Source organism: Winogradskyella sp. A3E31, from assembly GCF_046720935.1.
Taxonomy (GTDB): Bacteria; Bacteroidota; Bacteroidia; order Flavobacteriales; family Flavobacteriaceae; genus Winogradskyella.
This window is the reverse complement of the sequence record NZ_JBHNWH010000001.1, coordinates 385,003-406,315: the sequence shown is the minus strand read 5'-3', so window position 1 is coordinate 406,315 and position 21,313 is coordinate 385,003. Positions and strand designations below refer to the sequence as shown.

The window sequence follows — 21,313 nt, the reverse complement described above, 5'->3', positions numbered from 1 at the left end:
ACTAAAGTGTCTAAAAATTATTTAAGTTTATTTGTAAGCATACTTATCCTTTTAGTATCCTGCTCAAACGATACCGAAAGCTATGAACCTGTTCCTTATTCTTTGGATATTCCTCAGATTTTTTCTGACAACATTATTCCCCCAATAATTCCCAATGATAACCCTTTAACAGAGGAAGGTATTGATCTCGGAAAGCGCTTGTTTTTTGACTCTATTCTTTCAAGTGATGAAAGTATTTCTTGCGCTAGTTGCCATAACCCCCAAAATGCATTTACAGATGGAACTCCAACTAGCCCGGGAGTCGATGGCGTATTTGGCAACAGAAATTCAATGCCTCTTTTTAATTTAGCATGGAACTATGATGAACGTTTTGCATGGGATGGCAAAGAATTAAGTTTAGAGCGGCAAGCTCTTGAGCCCGTTCAAAACCCTGTAGAAATGCATAGTAATTGGCCAGATGTTGTCGAGAAGCTGCGTGCTCATCCTGAATACCCAATCCTATTCGAAAATGCGTTTAGCTCCTCTGAAATTACTAAGGAGCTAGTCACTAAGGCCATTGCCCAATTTGAGCGAACACTTATATCTGCCAATTCAAAATTCGACAGATATTCTTTAGGTCAAGAAAACTTAACCCAAGAAGAACTAAATGGCCTAAACGTTTTTATGGATGAAGCCAGAGGTGACTGCTTTCATTGTCATGGTAACCCAAACAATCCCCTTTGGACGGATAATGCCTTTCACAACAATGGGCTTGACAGTTCATTTTCTGATCTTGGTTTGGGAGCGGTTACGGGTGACCCTAATGATAATGGGAAATTTAGGTCTCCTTCATTGAGAAACTTAGCATTTACAGCACCTTATATGCATGATGGTAGGTTTTCTACTTTAGATGAGGTTATAAATCATTACAGTGAAGGTCTTCAAAATTCTTCTACTATTGACCCACTAATGAAAAAGGTAGATCAAGGTGGAGTTCAATTATCAGATCAAGATAAAGCGGATTTAAAAGCTTTTTTACTAAGCCTCTCCGATGCTTCATTTATAAATAACCCTGATTTTCAAAGCTCAAATAATTAAGCTAGAATTTAGTTTTGTGCATTTCATCGAAAATATTAGCATTTCAACAGCTTTTATTAGGGTTTTTTGTATGTTGGTTGTCCCAATAATAAACCTACTTGTTATGTCTAGAGCTACTTCTAACTTATCGTGCCTTGTATTTGGCCACAATTTTTTTAAATTCAAGGGACAAAAAGGGCAATCTCTTTTTGTCTGCAAAAACTGCAGAACAAAAGCAAATCTAGATGCAAAGGGTGATTTCATTTTAAATGACACTTCACATGCCGAGTTACAACCCTTATTACAAGAGCTGTTTATATTAAACAAGGGGTAATCAGACTAAAATTAATCTTCTTTTTTTGTTAGAGAATTCTCATTTCTCCGACTATTACATTTTTATAGCTAAACCCTATCAAATCATATCCTAATATAATGTTAGTTGGTATGGTAAAACACTAGTTATATCGTATATTTGCATTCTATTTAGAACTAATCTATTTAAGATTTATGATTAAAGTTTCTGAAACAGCTAAAAACAAAGTCGTTGAACTTATGAAAGAAGACGGCTTTAATCCTAGCACCGACTATGTAAGAGTTGGTGTAAAAAGTGGGGGCTGCTCTGGCTTGTCCTATGATTTAAAGTTTGATAAAACCCATATTGAAGAAGACAAAATGTTTGAAGATAATGGTGTTAAAATCATAGTAGATAAAAAGAGTTTTTTATATCTCATTGGTACTACATTGGAGTATTCTGGTGGACTAAACGGTTCTGGATTTGTATTTAACAATCCTAACGCCAACCGTACCTGTGGGTGTGGAGAGTCATTTTCATTGTAAACGCCCGTCCCAACCTTCCTGAAAGGAAGGAGTTTTAAAATCTAAAAAATAATATGTCAAAATATACTGAAGACGATTTAAGAGAAGAGTTAAAGACCAAAGAATACGAATATGGTTTTTACACAGACATAGAGTCTGACACATTCCCTATTGGTCTAAATGAAGAAATCGTAATCGCCATTTCAAAGAAGAAAGGGGAGCCCGAATGGATGACAGAGTGGCGACTAGAGGCTTTTAAAGGATGGAAAGAAATGATTGAGCCAGATTGGGCAAACGTACATTATCAAAAGCCCGATTTCCAAGCCATATCCTACTATTCTGCTCCAAATAGCAAACCTAAATACGACAGTATTGACGAGGTTGATCCTGAACTATTAGCAACGTTTGAAAAATTAGGGATTTCACTAGACGAGCAAAAGAAATTGGCAGGAGTAGCAATGGACGTTGTTGTCGATTCTGTTTCTGTAGCAACGACTTTCAAGAAAACATTGGCCGAAAAGGGCATTATTTTCATGAGTATTTCTGAAGCCATTAAGGAACATCCTGAGTTGGTTAAAAAATATATTGGCACAGTCGTGCCACGAAAGGATAATTTCTATGCAGCACTTAATTCTGCTGTGTTTTCAGATGGGTCATTCTGTTACATTCCAAAAGGAGTAAGATGCCCTATGGAATTATCCACCTATTTTAGAATCAATCAAGCTGGCACTGGTCAGTTTGAAAGAACCTTAGTTATTGCTGATGAAGGTAGCTATGTCAGTTATTTAGAAGGTTGTACAGCACCTAGTAGAGATGAAAACCAACTGCATGCAGCAGTAGTAGAGCTTATTGCTTTGGACGATGCTGAGATAAAATATTCAACCGTCCAAAACTGGTACCCAGGAAATGCTGAAGGAAAAGGCGGTGTTTTTAATTTTGTGACCAAAAGAGGGATTTGTGAAAAAAACGCGAAGATTTCTTGGACTCAGGTAGAAACAGGAAGTGCTGTCACATGGAAATATCCTTCATGCGTTTTAAAAGGTGATAATTCAGTTGGTGAATTTTACTCTATTGCTGTTACTAACAACTACCAACAGGCAGATACAGGTACTAAAATGATTCATTTGGGTAAAAACACCAGATCTACCATAATCTCTAAAGGAATTTCTGCTGGTAAATCACAAAATTCATATCGTGGATTAGTTCAGATAAACTCTAGAGCTGAGAATGCTCGTAATTTTTCACAATGCGATAGTTTACTGATGGGTAACGAATGTGGTGCACACACCTTCCCGTACATAGAAGCTAAGAATAAAACAGCGCAGATAGAACACGAAGCTACAACCAGTAAAATAGGTGAAGATCAAATTTTCTATTGTAACCAACGTGGTATCGATACCGAAAAGGCCATCGCGCTTATTGTTAATGGATTTAGCAAAGAAGTATTAAACAAACTCCCTATGGAATTTGCCGTTGAAGCCCAAAAATTATTAGAAATCAGCTTAGAGGGTTCAGTAGGATAAAAACTAGCATACAATGAAACATATAATTTACGTATTCGCACTTTTATTGGTACTAAGTTCTTGTAAGAATAACAAATCACAAGAAGAAGTTACAGAGGAGGTAGAAGAAATTCAAAAAGAAGGAGTAAAGCTTTATGCATTGGATGGCGGGACGGTGAAAGCCAATATGCTTGAGCTTTTTTCGCAAGATACGACCTACCAAGGTCAGTCAAAAACATTTGCTGATGCCTTCTATATTATTGAACACCATGAAGGAAGATTACTTTGGGATGCAGGTTTAGCAGAAGGATTAGTGGGGCAAGAGCCTTTTACAACTCCAAACGGAGCTTTTACTGTATCCAGAAAAGATTCCGTAGTTTCTCAATTGGCTGAATTAAAATTAGCACCCGCCGATTTTGATTACATCGCGGTATCGCACACGCATTTTGATCACACCGGCTCAGCTTCAAAATTCGCTGATGCCACATGGTTAGTTCAACAAACCGAATATGATTTTATCACTAGTGAAGAGCAGAAAGAAGGTGATAACTATAAAGCTATTGCGGGTCTCACAAATGTAAAAACTTTAAATGGGGATTTTGATGTATTTGGAGATGGTACTGTAGTCATAAAATCAATGCCAGGACATACTCCGGGACATCAAGTATTGGCATTAGAACTAGAAAATGCAGGGACAATATTGCTGACAGGTGACTTATATCACTTTCAAGAAAACAGAGACAGTAAAGGTGTGCCAAGTTTTAATTACGATGTTGAAGCTACTTTAAAAAGTATGGAGGCTTTCGAGGCTTATGCTAAAGAGAATAATGCAGATGTCTATATTCAGCATAGTCCAGCTGATTTTAACCGTTTACCGAAATACCCAGCATATTTAGATTAAAACCATGAAAAAGCTTTTAATTTTTTGTCTTTGCTTAGTCAGTATCGTGTCGTGTAAAAATGATTCAAAATCTGACAGTGACATTGACTCAAGTTCAAAATCTTATGACCAAAACGACGGGCTAATTACGATGCGTGGTGATTTTATTTTTGATGAAAACCAAAATGCTGCAGTATTAAAAACACAAAATGATATTTACGGAGTAGTACTTGACGATGTGATGCATCAATTAAACGAAAAGGTAAAGCCCTTAAAAAAAGAATATACCGATATGGTGCCAGTAACTGTTAGAGTTAGACGTTTTGAAAAAGACACTAATGAAGAAGGCTGGCAATACAAAGTTGAAATAAAAGAAATACTAAAAATAGAAGCACCTGATCCCAATCAGGACGATGTTATAAAATTAGAAAATTAAGATATGTTAAAGATAAATAACCTTCATGCAAGTGTAGAAGATAAGCAGATTTTAAGAGGTATAAACCTTGAAGTCAACCCTGGTGAGGTGCACGCCATCATGGGGCCCAATGGCTCAGGAAAAAGTACTTTGGCTGCTGTAATTGCTGGCAAGGAAGAATATGAGGTTGAAAAAGGAGAAATCCTTTTTGAAGGCGAAGATATTGATGAATTAGCTGCCGAAGAACGTGCACACAAAGGCATTTTTATGTCCTTTCAATATCCTGTGGAAATTCCTGGGGTTAGTGTTACCAACTTTATGAAAACGGCCATCAACGAAACTCGAAAAGCAAAAGGTCTTGAGGATATGCCCGCCAACGAGATGTTAAAGCTAATTCGTGAAAAGTCCGAGATGTTAGAAATTGATAGAAAATTTTTATCACGTTCGCTTAACGAGGGCTTTTCTGGTGGAGAGAAAAAACGTAATGAGATTTTTCAATTGGCCATGATAGACCCAAAACTTGCCATCTTGGATGAAACGGATTCTGGGCTTGATATTGATGCCCTTAGAATTGTAGCAAACGGTGTTAATAAATTAAAAAGCAAAGACAATGCTGTTATTGTTATTACGCACTATCAAAGATTGTTAGATCATATTGTACCGGATTTTGTCCATGTGTTACATCAGGGACGTATTGTAAAGTCTGGCACTAAAGAATTAGCTCACGAGTTAGAGGCCAAAGGATACGATTGGATTAAGGAAGAGATTGAGGCATAGTTAGTCATTGTTTTGGTCATTGAGGTCTTACACTGAGTTTATCGAAGTGCTCTCGAAATGACCATTTAGATTTGATTACCATTTAAAAAATAATGAACGGACACTTCGAGAACCTCAGTTCAGTGTCCAAAGACAGAAATATGAATTTAAAAGAAAAATTAGTAGCGTCGTTTATGGCATTTGAGGAAATGGTGGATATAGATTCACCAGTCCACGATATACGTAGTGATGCTTTTAAAATATTTGAAGACGAAGGGTTTCCTACCAAAAAGCAAGAGGCTTGGAAATACACGTCCTTAAATTCTTTGCTAAAAACGGATTACAGTGTTTTTCCAAAAAAAGATGAAGTTTTAGAATTTAGAGATGTAAAACCTTACTTTATCCATGATATAGATGCTTATAAAATTGTGTTTGTAGATGGTAAGTATGCGTCTCATTTGTCTCAAACCACACACGATGGTATAGATGTTTGCTTAATGTCTTCAGCTTTAAGTAAGCCGAAGTATCGTCCAATTATTGAAAACTATTTCAACAAAGCAACTCAAGGAGATAGCCTTTCATCATTAAACACAGCGTTTTCTAGAGAGGGAGCCTATATCCATATACCAAAGAACAAATTGGTGGATAAGCCAATTCAGATTTTACATTTTGCAACAGGTAAAGAGTCTGCTTTAATGCTTCAACCACGTAATTTGGTTGTTGTAGATGAAAATTCACATGTTCAGATTATTGAGCGTCACCAAAGTTTAACGGAAAACCCTGTGTTGACTAATAGTGTGACCGAAATTTTCACAAATAAACGTGCTATTGTCGATTACTACAAAATTCAAAATGACAAACAAACGTCATCTTTAATAGACAACACATTTATAAAACAAAAGGACGAAAGTATTGCCAAGGTCCACACCTTTTCTTTTGGAGGAAAGTTAACCCGAAACAACCTCAACTTCTTTCAGCATGGTGAGCGTATCGACTCTACGCTAAAGGGAATTACCATTATTGGTGATAAGCAGCATGTGGATCATAACACATTAGTACACCATATTGAGCCGAATTGCGAAAGCCACCAAGATTATAAAGGCATTTTTGGAGACAATGCAACAGGCGTGTTCAATGGAAAGGTTGTTGTGGAAAAAGAAGCCCAGAAAACCAATGCGTTTCAGGCCAATAACAATGTCCTTTTAAATGACAAAGCGACCATTAATACCAAGCCTCAACTCGAGATCTTTGCGGATGATGTAAAATGTTCTCATGGTTGTACTATTGGTCAATTAGATGAAAGCGCCATGTTTTATTTACGCTCTAGAGGTATTCCGGAAAAAGAAGCTCGTGGTCTTTTAATGTTTGCGTTTAGTAATAATGTTTTAGATTCTGTAAAGATTCCTGAAATTAAACAACGTATTACCAAGCTTATTGCCAAAAAATTAGGAGTAAATATTGGATTTGAATTGTAATGGGCACATCCAAAACACATATTGAATTCGATGTTAAAAGCATAAGAAAGGACTTTCCTATATTAAAAAGAGAAGTTAGCGGTAAACCACTCATATATTTTGATAACGCCGCAACGTCTCAAACCCCACAGCAAGTTATTGATGTCATTGTCGATTATTACAGTAATTACAATGCCAATATTCACAGAGGGGTTCATAGTTTAAGTCAGGAGGCTACGGACAAATACGAGCAAGCTCGTAAAAAAATTCAAAGCCACTTTAACGCAAAACATGTCCATGAGATTATTTTCACTTCTGGGACAACCCATGGCATCAATCTTGTCGCCAATGGCTTTTCTAGCCTATTGAAAAAAGGAGATGAAATTATTGTTTCTGCGCTAGAACACCACAGCAATATTGTGCCTTGGCAGATGCTTTGTGAACGGACAGGTGCTACATTGAGAGTCCTTCCGATGAATGAGGATGGAGAATTAATACTTTCTGAATTTGACAACATTCTCAATGACAATACAAAACTAGTTTTTGTCAACCATATTTCGAATGCCTTAGGAACAATCAACCCTATAGAAACTATCATTGAAAAAGCACACAAGGTCGGTGCTGCTGTATTAGTTGACGGAGCGCAATCTTGTCCACATATAAAGCCAGACCTGCAAAAGCTTGATGTAGATTTTTACGTCTGTTCTGCTCACAAAATGTGTGGACCTACTGGTGTTGGGATGTTGTATGGGAAGCAAGAATGGTTAGAAAAATTACCCCCATATCAAGGTGGTGGAGAAATGATTGCAGAAGTCAGTTTTGAAAAAACAACATACGCGGGCTTACCACATAAGTTTGAAGCTGGCACGCCAAACATTTGTGGAGGCATCGCTTTTGGAGCAGCTATAGATTATATGAATTCCATTGGGTTCGAAAACATAGCGGCTTACGAAAACGAATTGCTAGGCTATGCCACTCAAAAACTCTTAGACATTGATGGTGTTAAGATTTATGGCACTTCAAAACATAAGACTTCAGTAATTTCTTTTAATGTTGGGAATATCCACCCTTATGATATCGGAACACTATTGGATAAGATGGGCATTGCCGTAAGAACGGGTCACCATTGTGCACAACCAATTATGGATTTTTATGGCATTCCCGGAACCATAAGAGCATCTTTTATGTTTTACAATACAAAAGAAGAAATTGACAATTTTATATCAGGTTTAAGAAAAACTATAGCTATGTTAAGCTAAGAGTTTCACTCACAAAATATTACAGAAAAGCACCTTTAAAAGGTGCTTTTTTTTGCTCTATGCAGTTCGTCGAAAACTTTAGGGTTTTCTTAAAATTTCGTTAATATTTTAAATAAATAATAATATATTCGGCAAGATTTAACCCAAAAATATATTAATAACCCAAAAATATATTAAAATGAAAAGAACCTTATTAGGAATGGCTGCAATGGCTCTTCTATTAACAGGCTGTAATGAAGACAGTACTGAATTACAAGAGCAACAGGCAAAAGTGGACATGAGTGATTTTTACCTCTATACTGATGCTGACGACAATGGCTCAACAAGCAGAGCAGCATTGGATAAGTCTTGTGCTTCTATGGCTGTTTTAAACAGACAGTTAGATGAAAACCCTGGACTCTATAAAAAGATGTTCGATATAGAAGCTACATCCAGACGATTTATCAATGGTAAAAAACCCGATGGTGCCGGAAATGGAAATGGCAATGGAAACGGTGGCGGAGGTAACGACGGAGGTGGCGGAGATCCACCTGTAGATGACGGACTAGGTATACTAAATATTCCTGTATATATCTATGTTGTTTACTCTAACAGTTCTCAGAACATTAGTGATCAACAAATCAATTCACAGATGACTGTGTTAAATAACGATTTCAATGATACGTCTTCAAGTAACACCTTGTATGGTGACCAAACTGCTGATATCGATATTACATTTGATTTACAAGTTGTAGATAGACAAGCTAACAGCACCTCTTCTTGGGGTACTAGTAATGCACTTAAAAATGCCTACCCAGCGCAACCAGGTTACTTAACCATGTGGGTTGCCAATATTGGGGGTGGTATTTTAGGTTATGCACAATTCCCTGGTGGAAATGCTTCTACTGATGGTGTCGTTATGTCTCCTCAGTACTTTGGTACAACAGGTACAGCTACTGCTCCTTTTGATGGCGGTCGCACCACAACTCACGAAGTTGGTCATTGGATGAACCTTCGCCACATATGGGGAGATGGAAGGTGTCGTCAAGACGACTTTGTATCTGACACACCAGATTCTGACCGTCCAAATTACGGTTGCCCAGGAAACCCTACACATTGTAAGTCTCCTGATATGACGGAAAATTATATGGACTATACAAATGATGACTGTATGCACCTGTTTACAGAAGGACAAAAAGCTAGAATGCGTGCTGTATTTGCTCCTAGTGGACCTAGAGCTGCTTTGGTAGGAAACTAACTCTTACACAACACAAACATAAATCTTAAAGAGCACTTAAATAAGGTGCTCTTTATGTTTATGGCATTATTATAGATAGTCTCTAAAATGTAATATCTTTACTAGAAACCTATTGTTATGAAAATTCTATTCAGTTTACTTACCCTCATTCTCATCACTAAAGAATGCAATGACTCAAAAAACAATTCTCTTACTGAAGAATCTCAAAACGCTAGCAAAATTGAACAAAACGATGATATGTTGATTACATACACCATCCAAAGTCGAGGTCTGTTTGAAGAAGTTGTAATTGCAAATAATACCATAAAAACTAAAAACGGAAGAGATGCTTCAAATGAAAGTACTGAAGCATTAGACTCAAAAGATTGGGAGGCACTTCAAAAAGAAATTAGTACTGTTAACCTTCAAAAATTACCAGAACTTAAAGCACCAACCGATAAACGCCTTTATGATGGCGCCGCCATGGCAACTTTAAAAATAAATAAGGGTGGTAAAGAAATTACGACTCCTACCTTTGACCATGGCTATCCTCCAAAGGCTATAGAATCACTTGTGAATAAAGTGTTAAGTCTTAAAGAAAGTGCTTCAAAAGACTAGATATTCGTACTTTTGTATAAAATTAAAGTATGAAGATTGAGGACATCCAGAACGATATTATAGACGAATTTTCAATGTTCGATAATTGGGAAGACCGCTATCAATATATGATAGATTTAGGGAAGTCTTTGCCGCTAATCGATGAGCGCTATAAAACCGAAGATAATATTATAAAAGGGTGTCAAAGCAAAGTTTGGGTACATGCCGAAATGGAAGATGACAAAGTCGTTTTTACAGCAGATAGTGATGCTATTATTACCAAAGGTATTATTGCGATTTTAATTCGTGTATTTTCTAATCAACACCCTAAGGATATTTTAGATGCTGATACAGAATTTATAGATCAAATAGGGCTTAAAGAACATTTGTCACCCACAAGAGCTAACGGATTGGTAAGTATGGTAAAACAACTTAAGATGTATGCCATTGCATACCAAACACAATTGAGTTAATTAAAAATTATAGGTCGGTGATTGAGGCACTCGAAATGACCTATTTAATTAAATACAACGGACACTTCGAGAGCCTCAGTGTCCAAGAAATAAAATGAGCGAAACAACAATAGACACTAACGCCTTGGGCGAAAAAATAGTACGGGTTTTAAAAACGATATACGACCCTGAAATTCCTGTGGACATTTATGAACTGGGATTGATATATGATGTATTCGTCAATGAGGATTACGAAGTAAAAATTTTAATGACCTTAACGACACCAAATTGCCCGGTTGCTGAAACTTTGCCTTTGGAGGTTGAGGAAAAAGTAAAATCACTAAACGATGTAAAGGATGCTGAGGTTGAAATAACCTTTGATCCACCCTGGTCTCAAGACTTAATGAGCGAAGAAGCAAAATTAGAATTAGGAATGCTATAACCAATGGCAGAAGAAATAATAAATAGAGTTGCTAACAGCAAACTTAAGGTTTTGGATCTGGAACAATGCTATCCTGAAGGGGAGCGTGTTCTTTTCGATGTAAAAGACTGGCTTTATGAGGGCTTTGTTTTAAGGGAAAAAGAGTTTAGAGCTGCAATAAAAGAACATGATTGGTCTCAATACAAAGATGTTTACGTTGCTTTATATTGCTCTACAGATGCCATTGTGCCAGATTGGGCTTTTATGTTATTGACCATACAGTTAGAGCCGTATGCAAAGGTGGTGGTTCATGGAGACTTAACACAGTTAGAAACACAGATTTTCAATAAAATTATTGCAGATTTAGATATCGAGGCCTACCGTGATGCTCCAGTTATCATTAAAGGCTGTGCCACCAAACCCATTCCGTTAAATGCAATCTTGTCCATAACCCAAAAGCTAAAACCCATTGTAAAATCGATTATGTTTGGCGAAGCTTGTTCTTCAGTTCCGTTATACAAGAAAAAATAATATATTTAACCGTTAGTAATGAAATTGACATGTCACATTGAGCGTAGTCGAAATGCATAAAATTCACAATTTCAATTGTTTTCGACTACGCTCAAACTGACATTTTGCAGTTTTTAGACATTAAATTTTAATTTCACTCAACGTTAATCTTTAATCACTAATAATCAACAGTATGAAAAACCTATGTCGTATCCTTTGTTTGTTATTTGTAACAAGCACTGTTAGTTTTGCCCAAACCAAAGAAGAACTTCAAGAAGAAAAGAAAGAAAAACAGGCTCAAGCTGATAAGTTTCAAGCAGAAGCTGATGCTCTCCAAAAACAAATTGATGCCTTACCAGGGTGGCGAGTTGGAGCTTTCGGTGTTATTGGCGGAAGTATTTCAGAATTTAATAATTGGTATGCTCAAGGCGCACCAAATAACAGTTCGGGGAATATTGGTTTTACATTAAATGCTTATGCAAACAAAATTGAAGAAGGCTATTTTTGGCGAAATGCATTAAACCTCAACCTTAAATGGGTAAAGTTAGATGACAAGGACGACCCAACGGACAATGATAGTTTTGAGCCACCCACAGATGTCTTTAACATCACTTCCTTATACGGTAAAAATATCACCCCTAAAATTGCCGCTTCTGCATTAATGGAGTACAGAACAACGATTTTAAATAATTTTAATGACCCTGGGTATTTAGATCTTGGTGTTGGTTTTACATGGACACCGATTGACAACCTTATTGTTGTGGTACATCCATTAAACTACAACTTTGTATTTAGTGACGAGGATGCTGTTTTTGAATCCTCACTTGGTGCTAAAATTTTAGCGGATTACACCCGGAAAATTGGTGCCATTAACTTTAAGTCTAATCTATCGATGTTTCAGAGTTATGAGTCTTCTAACTATTCTAACTGGACGTGGATAAACTCATTTTCTTACACCCTATGGAAAGCCATTGGTGTTGGTTTTGAATTCGGATTACGAAACAACAGACAAGAAGCCTTAAGCTATATTTTAGATTTGCCAGTTGAAGATGGTGGTGACCCTAATGCAACGTTTGATAGTGTTGACAATGACTTACAAACCTATTGGACTTTAGGGTTAGCTTATAGTTTCTAAAATAATTAAATACCTTTGTAAAAGGCCAACAAGATTTTTTTGTTGGTCTTTTATATTTCTGCTAATTAAACTCCTTTTCCTTATCCCGCTTTTTAAACAAGCGCTTAAAAAATCCATCACGGGTTTCTGGTTCGCAATCCAAATCCTCTAAAACGGTTTCACTTGTTCTCCCGAAATTTGCAGAGGTTATTTCTTTAAAAGTCCTATCTCTGTTCAGCTTTTGATAAAACTTTGCAAAAATAGGAAGTGCTGAATTTGCGCCTTGGCCTTGACCTGTTGTCCTAAACCCTATTTGGTGGTTGTCATTACCAACCCAAGTTACCGTCACTAAATTAGGCGTCAATACCACAAACCAGCCATCTTTATTGTCTTGTGTGGTGCCTGTTTTTCCAGCGATAGCGTTTTGTAAACCATAGGTACTTCTCAATCGTGTGGCAGTACCTTCGTTAACTGTGGTTTTCATAAATTCAATAAGCACCTCACGTGTATAATCACTGAATGCTTTAACACTCGCAATCTTAGGTTCAAATTCTGCAATGATGTTACCTTCTTTATCTTCTATTTTAGTGATTCCAAACGGTTTTACGGCAACCCCATTATTAACAAAACTCGAGTATGCCGATGCCAAATCCGCAACACTTAATTCTGCCGTACCCAAGGCTAATGAAGGTTCGTTGGGCAAATCTTTTGTAATGCCCATTTTCTTTGCTTGCTCTATAACGCTTGGCAATCCTGTTTTATCCAACACCTTTACCGAAATAGTATTAACCGATTTACTCAATGCTTTCTCAAGTGAATAATTAATATGCGGATCTTCTTCATCTTCTCCCGAATTACTTGGCGTCCAATCTTCATAATTGGTGTATGTTACCTCTGAAGGTGAAAAATTCGTGCAGGGTTTCATGCCGTTTTCTATAGCAGCAGCATAAACGATAGGCTTAAATGTTGAACCGACTTGTCTTTCACTCTGTGATACATGGTCGTACTTAAAAAACCGATAATCAATACCTCCGATATACGTTCTTATAGCACCAGAAGATGGATCAATCGACAACATCCCAGCATTTAAAAATTTTAAATAGTGCTGTAAGCTGTCTGCTACTGTAATGGATTGTATGGTATCCCCTTCCCAATTGAATAATTCAACATTCCGCTTCACATTTAAGGAGTCCTGAATCTGCTCTTCTGATAGTCCCTGCGATTTTAAGTTTTTATATTGAGGCAATTGTTTCAACATGTTCTTTACCATGTCTTTACTTTTTAGCCACGGTGCTGAATTACCATAAGCAGCTTCAAATGCTTTTTGAAGTTTTGTGATATGCTCTTTCATGGATGTCTCAGCGTATTGCTGCATCTTATAGTCTAATGTGGTATGGACCACCAAACCGTCTTTATACAAGTTATAACTGCCGCCTTCAGGATTTTTTAAAGTATCTAAAATAGATACTAACTGCTTTTTTATAGCTTCCCTAAAATAAGGAGCAATACCTTGGTCGTGGCTATAAGGCTTGTAATCCAATATAATCTCCTGCGCTTTATAAACACTCACGGAATCTTTTTCTAAATAGCCATAATTTGCCATTTGTTCTAAGACCACGTTTCGGCGCCCAATACTTCTCTCTAAATGTAATCTTGGGTTATAATACGTGTTAGCCTTTAAGGTGCCCACTAAAAGTGCTGCTTCGGACACTGTTAGGTCTTTGGCCGATGTATTGAAAAATTTTTGGGACGCACTTTCAATCCCATAGGTATTATCTGAAAACGGAACAGTGTTGAGATAAAGTGTCAATATCTCTTCCTTTGAATAGATATTTTCGATTCGTTTTGCTGTAATGGATTCCTTTATTTTATTGATTGGGGTACTTAGTAACCAATAGTTTTTACGTCCGAATAAATTCTTGGCTAATTGTAAGGTAATTGTGCTTCCGCCACCTGCAGATTTATCTTGTAGAATGAGATTCTTAATAAAGACTCTCAGCAAGCTCATGTTATCGACACCATCATGTTCATAAAAACGGGCATCCTCAGTTGCTACAAGGGCATCGATGAGATGTTGTGGGAAGTCGTCATAGTCTATAGGTTGCCGATCGTAAATAAAATACTTACCGATGAGTTCCTCGTTTCTATCTAAAAGTTGTGTTGATTCTTCCTGGCTTATAGAGCTCAGTTCTTCAGTCGTAGGCAATTTACCAAATGCTCCAAAATATATGCTTAGGTAAAATAGAATTCCGAAAAGCAAACAAGATGCAACACCAATAGATGTCCATCGAATCCATTTGTTTTGCATTCGTTTAGTAACCCAAACAAAAGCAGGATGATTTTTTAGCTGTTTTAGAAATGGATTCATCCGTTTTAAATTGAATCTATCTCTTCAACGTCTGGATATAAAAAGTTGTTGTACGGAAAGCGTGTGACATGGATTTCTCGAACTTCTTTATAAACGCGCTTTCTAAATTCGTCCATGTTTTCCTTATTGATTGCAGAAATGAACAAGGCATTATCCCCTAATCTACCCATCCACGTTTTTCTCCATTCTTCTAACGAATAATTGGCCTTGGTGCGTACTTCGATTAAATCATCTTCGTCGTAAGGTTCTGGTTCGTAAGCATCTATTTTATTGAATACCATGATCGTTGGCTTATCCTTACTTTCAATATCATCCAAGATTTGATTCACGGATTCGATATGTTCTTCAAAATTGGAGTGTGAAATATCCACCACATGAAGCAACAAATCTGCTTCTCTAACCTCATCCAACGTACTTTTAAAAGATTCAACTAGCTGTGTCGGTAATTTTCTAATAAACCCAACCGTATCACTGACTAAAAATGGAAGGTTACCAATAACCACTTTACGTACAGTTGTATCTAATGTTGCAAAAAGTTTATTCTCTGCAAACACATCACTTTTCGAAATGACATTCATTAACGTCGATTTCCCAACATTGGTATAACCGACAAGTGCTACTCTCACCAATTTACCACGATTACCACGCTGTACGGCCATTTGCTTATCAATAGTCTTTATCTTGGCTTTTAGCAAGGCTATTTTATCACGTACAATCCGTCTATCGGTTTCTATCTCAGTCTCACCAGGACCACGCATACCAATACCACCTTTTTGTCGCTCAAGGTGCGTCCACATCCCTTTTAATCGTGGCAACAAATATTCACATTGCGCTAACTCTACTTGTGTGCGTGCATAACTAGTTTGTGCCCGTTGAGCAAAAATATCGAGGATGAGATTGGTACGGTCTAGTATTTTACAATTTAAGATCTTGCTGATGTTCCGTTCTTGTGCGGGTGAAAGTTCATCATCAAAAATAACAGTGCCGACCTCGTGTTCATCCACAAACTCTTTTACTTGGTTCATCTTACCAGACCCTATAAAAGTCTTAGGGTTTGGCATATCTACTTTCTGTGTAAATCGTTTTAAAACTTCTCCACCTGCGGTATAGGTTAGAAACTCTAACTCATCAAGATATTCTTTCGACGTTTCCTCATCCTGTTCCTGCGTAATCACTCCGACCAATACGGCTTTCTCTAAATTAATATCCTTTTTTTCTAACATGCTACAAAGTTAAACAATTAGCTAAACTCAAATTAACGCATAATGACTTATATTTAACCTTATGACTGATTATAACCACTACACCATCGCTTTTTACAACATAGAAAACCTTTTTGATACTGTTGATGACGTTCATACAAATGACGACGATTTTTTGCCTTATTCTGCTAAACGCTGGACGGACAAACGCTATCAGAAAAAATTACGAAAGCTAGGGCAGGTTATTTCGCAAATTGGAAACGATGATGTCGATCTACCGCCTGTAATTGTTGGGTTAGCCGAGGTTGAAAATGAAAAAGTTGTTTCAGATTTAATACAAAGCAAATATCTGAAACATTACGACTACGGTATTGTTCATTACGATTCCTCCGACGAACGAGGCATTGATGTGGCTTTTATTTACGATAAAAATCGATTTAAAGTGCTTACATCAGAACCTTATACCATTCATTTAGAAAATGAGTTAGGAGAACGAGATTTTACAAGAGATGTGCTTTTAGTGACAGGTGAATTGGATGGTTCATTGGTTCATATTATCGTTAACCATTGGTCTTCTCGTCGCGAAGGGGTTCTAGAAACAGAATACAAGCGCTTGGCTGGTGCCGAAGTGGTAAATAGCATTATTGCCCAACTACAAAATACATACTCAAACCCTCAAGTTATTGTCATGGGTGACTTTAATGACAACCCGGATAATAACAGTGTGTTACGCATAGAGCAAACATCGAGCCTTTATAATCCTTTTAAAACCTTATGGACAGAAGAACGGGGAAGTCAGGCCCACTATTCGGAATGGAATCTTTTTGATCAAATCTTATTTTCAGTCAATTTTTTTGATGCTAATGATTCACCACTGGACTTTAAAAAGGCCAATATATTCGATTCAAAATTTTTGACACAGTATCATGGTAAATACAAAGGAGAACCGTTTAGGACTTACGTTGGCAAACGCTATAAAGGTGGTTATAGTGACCATTTCCCTGTGTATATTGAAGTGAAACAAAAATCTTAAACATGCTTTGGCGTTGTTTTATTTTTATTCTATTACCACTCGCCGTTTTTGGACAGCAAGATCCGCAATACACCAATTATATGTATGCCATGCAAGTGGTTAATCCTGCCTATGTAGGTTTAAACGAAAGCCTTTCTGTAGGGGTTTTATACAGAAACCAATGGACAGGCTTTGACGGAGCACCAGAAACAGGAACACTTTTTGGACATTCGCCTCTTAGTTCAAAAATAAGCGTTGGGTTATCAGTAATCGCAGATCAAATTGGGCCCGTTAAGGAAACCAATCTTTATACTGATTTGTCCTACACTATTGAACTTAACGAAACGCACAACCTAGCTTTCGGCATAAAAGCCGGGGCGACATTTCATAATATTGGCACAAATACACTAACGGTTTTCGATCCTAATGACCCCTTTTTTAATGAAAGGGTTAATAGCACAACACCCAATTTTGGGGCGGGTTTATTTTTTTATTCTGATAACTATTACGCAGGATTTTCAATCCCTAATTTTTTGAATGCAGTTCACCTCAACGCAAACAACAACCGATTAGGAACCGAAACACAACATTTTTTCTTTACTGGGGGTTATGTGTTTTCACTATCCGAAACCGTAAAATTGAAACCTTCTTTTTTGGTGAAATCTGCTTTTGAAGCCTCTACATCATTTGATTTAAATCTAAATACACTCCTTTACGACACATTAGAACTTGGCGCATCTTACCGTTATGATGATTCTTTTTCTGCGTTGGTAAATTTTGCAGTTCAGCCAAACCTGAAGATTGGTTATGCTTACGATGCCATTGTTTCGGACATCCAACCTTTTGCACCCTCATCTCATGAGGTCTTTATTTTATATCAGTTCGATACATCAGATGACAGAAGAATTAAATCGCCACGGTTTTTTTAAACTACCAACTTTTAAAAGGCTTTTTACTCAATTGAGAATTGTAATATTTTGTATCCCCAGTCACTTCGTTACCTAACCAAGATGGTTTTTCAAAAGACTCATTTTCGGTCTGTAACTCTACTTCTGCTAAAATCAAACCTTCATTATCCCCATAAAATACATCCACTTCGTAGATATGTTTACCCACTGGGATTTCATAACGCTTTTTGTCAATGATCCCCTTTTCGCATCGCAACAATAAGCCTTCCGCGTCTTCTTTTTTAAGTGGCGTTTCCCATTCAAATCGAGATAATCCATTTTCTGAAGATTTCCCTTTTATGGTTAAAATTCCTTCGTCATCTTTTAAACGAATCCTCACAGTACGTTCTGGATCTCGATTTAAAAACCCCTGTTTGATAGTATAAGATCTTACAGCCTGAGCCATAAAATCATTGGATGTTACTAAAAATTTTCGTTCAATTTCTATTGCCATGAATTAGACCAGGTTTTAAGAACATCAGATTTATAGATTCCTGAAGCAGGTGTGGCATTTGCCAAACTTATTATGGCTTTTGCAATCGTTTGTGGGTGAATGATTCGGTATTTTTTAAGTGGCCCAAATAAGAATGGGCGAATGACCTTCATGAGTATTTTGCCTATAGATTCCCCGATTCGTTTTTCTTCCCGTTCACCACCAATTAGTGAAGGTTGAACAATATAAGTGTTTTCAATATCCTGTTTTAACACATCATCTTCCATTTTTCCTTTTGTCCGATTATAAAATACAGAACTCTTTGGGTTTGCCCCCAAGGAAGACATGACTACAAACGTCTTAATTTTATTAGCCTTGCACAATTTTGAAGCGGTAACAGGTATACCGTAGTCTATTTTTGTATAAAGTTCTTTATCAGGTGTTTTGGTTTTAGTGGTACCAATACAGCAAAAAACTTCGTCAGCTTCAAAAGTGTCTTTATGCGACTCTAAATCCATCAGGTCTACAATATATTCTGTAATCTTTGGATGTGAGATTTCAATGCTGTTTCTATTAAACAATCTAATTTCAGAATATCTTGCATCGTTCAATAACAGTTTTAACAACCAACCGCCCGTTAAACCTGTAGAACCTAAAATTAGTGCCGTTTTACCCATAGATACATTGGTTTATATAAAGATATTATAAATTTGAATGATGGACGAACCTATTAACATTAGAAAGATCATCCATGTGGATATGGATGCATTTTATGCGTCCGTAGCACAAATGGATAACCCCGAACTTAGAGGTAAACCCATTGCTGTTGGTGGCGGTGGAAAACGGGGTGTAATTAGTGCAGCAAGTTACGAAGCGCGTAAGTTTGGTGTAAAAAGTGCCATGTCTGGTCGCTTAGCGGAAAAGCTTTGTCCTAATCTTATTTTTGTACGAACGGATTTTGAACGCTATAAAGAGATTTCAAATAAGATTCGAGCAATTTTTTTCGATTATACAGATCTGGTCGAACCGCTTTCCTTAGATGAAGCTTATTTAGACGTTACGGAAAACAAAAAAGGTCACCCAAGTGCATCACTTATTGCAAAAGAGATTAGGCATCGTATTTTTAATGAAGTTGGTTTAACAGCCTCAGCAGGTATTTCTATCAATAAATTTATCGCCAAAGTTGCCAGTGATTATAATAAGCCTAATGGACAAAAAACAGTTAATCCCGAAGAGGTTTTACAGTTTTTAGAAGATTTAGATATTCGTAAGTTTTATGGTGTTGGCAAAGTCACGGCTGAAAAGATGTACCAACTTGGCATATTTACCGGTAAGGACTTAAAATCAAAATCATTAGAATTTCTTGATGAAAAATTCGGAAAATCAGGAAGTTACTATTACCATGTGGTTAGGGGTGTTCATAACAGCCCTGTAAAGCCTAATCGAATTAGAAAATCCCTGGCAGCCGAACGCACCTTTAGTGAAAACTTATCGTCCGAAATTTTTATGCTCGAGAAATTAGAGCATATTGCAGCCGAAGTTTCAAGACGACTTAAAAAGGGTAATGTTGCTGGTAAAACCATTACTTTAAAGATTAAGTATAGTGACTTTACACTTCAAACACGTAGTAAAACCATAGCGCATTTTATAAATGATAGTGCTCTTATTCTTGAATATGCTAAAGAGCTTTTATACCAAGACAGCTTAAAAAATTCTGTACGGCTCTTAGGAATTTCACTCTCTAACTTAAATACTGAAGACAAAAAAAACGTCGAAAAGCCTCAAGAAAAATCAATTAGTGTTCAGTTAAGGTTTGATTTTTAATCACTAACTGGTCACAAGCAAAAGAATTGAATTTAAATTCTTAATTTTAAGTCACTCATCAATCTTCTAAACATGAAGCTCATAAAATTTCTTTTCCTAATCATTTTAGTATCATCCTGTAATAATTCAAAAAATGAAGGACTGACAACGGAAGAACCACAAGATCTGATTATTAACGATACTATTCAGCCAGTAGCTCCAGAAATTTTTTCAAAATTCAAAAGTATTAGAGATTTTACAATCAATTCTACAGAGGATGAAGCTTATTTTACATTACAAACCCCTTTAAGCGAAGTCTCTGTTATCATGAAACTTTTAAAGGACAATAGTAAATGGTCATCCCCAGAGATTACTACATTTTCTGGTCGTTACTCAGATTTAGAGGCTTACTTTTCTCCAGATAACTTAAGGTTATACTTTTCATCAAATCGTCCTGTTTCTCAAGATAGTACCAGCACTAAAGATTTTGATATTTGGTATGTTGAACGAAAGTCTACAAGCGATTCGTGGTCAAAACCCATTAATGTTGGTGCTCCAGTAAATACAAACGCTGATGAATTTTATCCCGCAATTACCAACTCCAAAAATCTATACTTTACAGCAATTACTGAAGAAACAGGACCTGGTGATGATATATTTATTAGCAAATGGGAAAATAATACGTACTCCAATCCAGAACAATTAAGTGATTCTATAAACACTAAAGGTGCGGAATTTAATGCGTACGTTTCGCCAGACGAATCCTTTATTTTATTTAGTGGATGGCGTCGACCAGATGGAATTGGTAGTGGAGACATTTATCTAAGTAAAAAAGTAAATGGCCAATGGCAAGGGGCTGAAAATTTAGGAAAGGCCGTAAATTCTAAGCAAATCGACTTTTGCCCCTACGTAAATTTGGAGACTCAAACGTTGTACTTTACAAGCCGCCGTTCGGGTTTGCAAAAACCAGATTCAGGATTTGTTAAAACGCAGGATTTAATGAAAGAGCTCAACAGATACGATGACGGATCAAGCAAAATATACAAAGTCGATTTTCAACTTGTCTTGAGCAACCTTTAGAAAAACAAAAAAGACTGGTC

22 protein-coding genes are annotated in these 21,313 nt (G+C 36.8%); 18 read left to right on the top strand and 4 right to left on the bottom strand.

The genetic code is table 11. The annotated features are described in order from the left end of the window. Nucleotides 1-6 precede the first annotated feature (6 nt). The 14 genes from ACFEMA_RS01930 to ACFEMA_RS01865 all read left to right on the top strand — a co-directional run bounded on the left by ACFEMA_RS01930 (nucleotide 7) and on the right by ACFEMA_RS01865 (nucleotide 12,469). Complete coding sequence (locus ACFEMA_RS01930; RefSeq protein WP_411766271.1) at nucleotides 7-1,077, top strand: cytochrome-c peroxidase; 1,071 nt, start codon at nucleotides 7-9, stop codon at nucleotides 1,075-1,077. A gap of 486 nt (nucleotides 1,078-1,563) precedes the next feature. Further along, complete coding sequence (locus tag ACFEMA_RS01925) at nucleotides 1,564-1,893, top strand: HesB/IscA family protein (protein ID WP_411766270.1); 330 nt, start codon at nucleotides 1,564-1,566, stop codon at nucleotides 1,891-1,893. Between the two features lie 53 nt (nucleotides 1,894-1,946). After that, on the top strand, nucleotides 1,947-3,395 hold the full coding sequence (sufB, locus tag ACFEMA_RS01920) for a Fe-S cluster assembly protein SufB (RefSeq protein ID WP_411766269.1): 1,449 nt from the start codon (nucleotides 1,947-1,949) through the stop codon (nucleotides 3,393-3,395). A gap of 13 nt (nucleotides 3,396-3,408) precedes the next feature. After that, complete coding sequence (locus ACFEMA_RS01915) at nucleotides 3,409-4,275, top strand: N-acyl homoserine lactonase family protein (RefSeq protein WP_411766268.1); 867 nt, start codon at nucleotides 3,409-3,411, stop codon at nucleotides 4,273-4,275. A gap of 4 nt (nucleotides 4,276-4,279) precedes the next feature. Then, nucleotides 4,280-4,690, top strand: a complete 411-nt coding sequence (locus ACFEMA_RS01910) for a hypothetical protein (RefSeq protein WP_411766267.1) — start codon at nucleotides 4,280-4,282, stop codon at nucleotides 4,688-4,690. A 3-nt stretch (nucleotides 4,691-4,693) separates the two neighbouring features. Continuing rightward, entirely contained in the window at nucleotides 4,694-5,446 is a 753-nt protein-coding gene (gene sufC / locus ACFEMA_RS01905) for a Fe-S cluster assembly ATPase SufC (RefSeq protein WP_411766266.1), read from the top strand. Between the two features lie 140 nt (nucleotides 5,447-5,586). Then, complete coding sequence (sufD, locus tag ACFEMA_RS01900) at nucleotides 5,587-6,900, top strand: Fe-S cluster assembly protein SufD (RefSeq protein ID WP_411766419.1); 1,314 nt, start codon at nucleotides 5,587-5,589, stop codon at nucleotides 6,898-6,900. Further along, on the top strand, nucleotides 6,900-8,138 hold the full coding sequence (locus ACFEMA_RS01895) for an aminotransferase class V-fold PLP-dependent enzyme (protein WP_411766265.1): 1,239 nt from the start codon (nucleotides 6,900-6,902) through the stop codon (nucleotides 8,136-8,138). The genes sufD and ACFEMA_RS01895 overlap by 1 nt, the downstream gene beginning before the upstream one ends. A 178-nt stretch (nucleotides 8,139-8,316) precedes the next feature. Next, the gene (locus ACFEMA_RS01890) at nucleotides 8,317-9,375 is read left to right on the top strand and encodes a zinc metalloprotease (RefSeq protein ID WP_411766264.1); all 1,059 of its coding nucleotides are present in this window, start codon (nucleotides 8,317-8,319) and stop codon (nucleotides 9,373-9,375) included. Nucleotides 9,376-9,492: 117 nt separating this feature from the next. Beyond that, nucleotides 9,493-9,972 carry a hypothetical protein gene (locus ACFEMA_RS01885; RefSeq protein ID WP_411766263.1) on the top strand — a complete coding sequence of 160 codons (480 nt, stop codon included), beginning with the start codon at nucleotides 9,493-9,495 and terminating at the stop codon, nucleotides 9,970-9,972. Between the two features lie 29 nt (nucleotides 9,973-10,001). Next, a complete protein-coding gene (locus ACFEMA_RS01880; RefSeq protein WP_411766262.1) occupies nucleotides 10,002-10,424 on the top strand; it encodes a SufE family protein in 423 nt (140 codons plus the stop codon). Nucleotides 10,425-10,518: 94 nt separating this feature from the next. Next, entirely contained in the window at nucleotides 10,519-10,845 is a 327-nt protein-coding gene (locus ACFEMA_RS01875) for a DUF59 domain-containing protein (RefSeq protein ID WP_411766261.1), read from the top strand. A 3-nt stretch (nucleotides 10,846-10,848) separates the two neighbouring features. Further along, entirely contained in the window at nucleotides 10,849-11,355 is a 507-nt protein-coding gene (locus ACFEMA_RS01870; RefSeq protein WP_411766260.1) for a DUF2480 family protein, read from the top strand. Between the two features lie 172 nt (nucleotides 11,356-11,527). Further along, nucleotides 11,528-12,469: a DUF3078 domain-containing protein gene (locus ACFEMA_RS01865; protein WP_411766257.1), complete on the top strand. Its 942-nt coding sequence runs from the start codon at nucleotides 11,528-11,530 to the stop codon at nucleotides 12,467-12,469. Nucleotides 12,470-12,530: 61 nt separating this feature from the next. On the opposite strand, the gene ACFEMA_RS01860 is transcribed toward ACFEMA_RS01865, so the two are convergent. Further along, nucleotides 12,531-14,816: a penicillin-binding protein 1A gene (locus tag ACFEMA_RS01860; RefSeq protein ID WP_411766256.1), complete on the bottom strand. Its 2,286-nt coding sequence runs from the start codon at nucleotides 14,814-14,816 to the stop codon at nucleotides 12,531-12,533. 5 nt (nucleotides 14,817-14,821) lie between these two features. Further along, nucleotides 14,822-16,039, bottom strand: coding sequence for a GTPase HflX (hflX, locus tag ACFEMA_RS01855; RefSeq protein WP_411766255.1), 1,218 nt, complete (start codon nucleotides 16,037-16,039; stop codon nucleotides 14,822-14,824). A 61-nt stretch (nucleotides 16,040-16,100) separates the two neighbouring features. Here hflX and ACFEMA_RS01850 point away from each other — a divergent pair, with 61 nt between their 5' ends. Both ACFEMA_RS01850 and ACFEMA_RS01845 read left to right on the top strand, forming a co-directional pair. Continuing rightward, nucleotides 16,101-17,051 carry an endonuclease gene (locus tag ACFEMA_RS01850; RefSeq protein WP_411766254.1) on the top strand — a complete coding sequence of 317 codons (951 nt, stop codon included), beginning with the start codon at nucleotides 16,101-16,103 and terminating at the stop codon, nucleotides 17,049-17,051. 2 nt (nucleotides 17,052-17,053) lie between these two features. Further along, entirely contained in the window at nucleotides 17,054-17,959 is a 906-nt protein-coding gene (locus tag ACFEMA_RS01845; RefSeq protein ID WP_411766253.1) for a type IX secretion system membrane protein PorP/SprF, read from the top strand. Between the two features lies 1 nt (nucleotide 17,960). Here the strand turns inward: ACFEMA_RS01845 and ACFEMA_RS01840 are convergent, their stop codons facing one another. After that, complete coding sequence (locus ACFEMA_RS01840) at nucleotides 17,961-18,431, bottom strand: CYTH domain-containing protein (protein ID WP_411766252.1); 471 nt, start codon at nucleotides 18,429-18,431, stop codon at nucleotides 17,961-17,963. Next, entirely contained in the window at nucleotides 18,422-19,087 is a 666-nt protein-coding gene (locus tag ACFEMA_RS01835) for an NAD(P)H-binding protein (protein ID WP_411766251.1), read from the bottom strand. Before ACFEMA_RS01835 ends, ACFEMA_RS01840 begins: the two co-directional genes overlap by 10 nt. A 40-nt stretch (nucleotides 19,088-19,127) precedes the next feature. Between ACFEMA_RS01835 and dinB the strand changes: the two genes are divergently transcribed. After that, complete coding sequence (dinB, locus tag ACFEMA_RS01830; protein ID WP_411766418.1) at nucleotides 19,128-20,234, top strand: DNA polymerase IV; 1,107 nt, start codon at nucleotides 19,128-19,130, stop codon at nucleotides 20,232-20,234. Nucleotides 20,235-20,306: 72 nt separating this feature from the next. Continuing rightward, entirely contained in the window at nucleotides 20,307-21,293 is a 987-nt protein-coding gene (locus ACFEMA_RS01825; protein ID WP_411766250.1) for a hypothetical protein, read from the top strand. Nucleotides 21,294-21,313 lie beyond the last annotated feature (20 nt).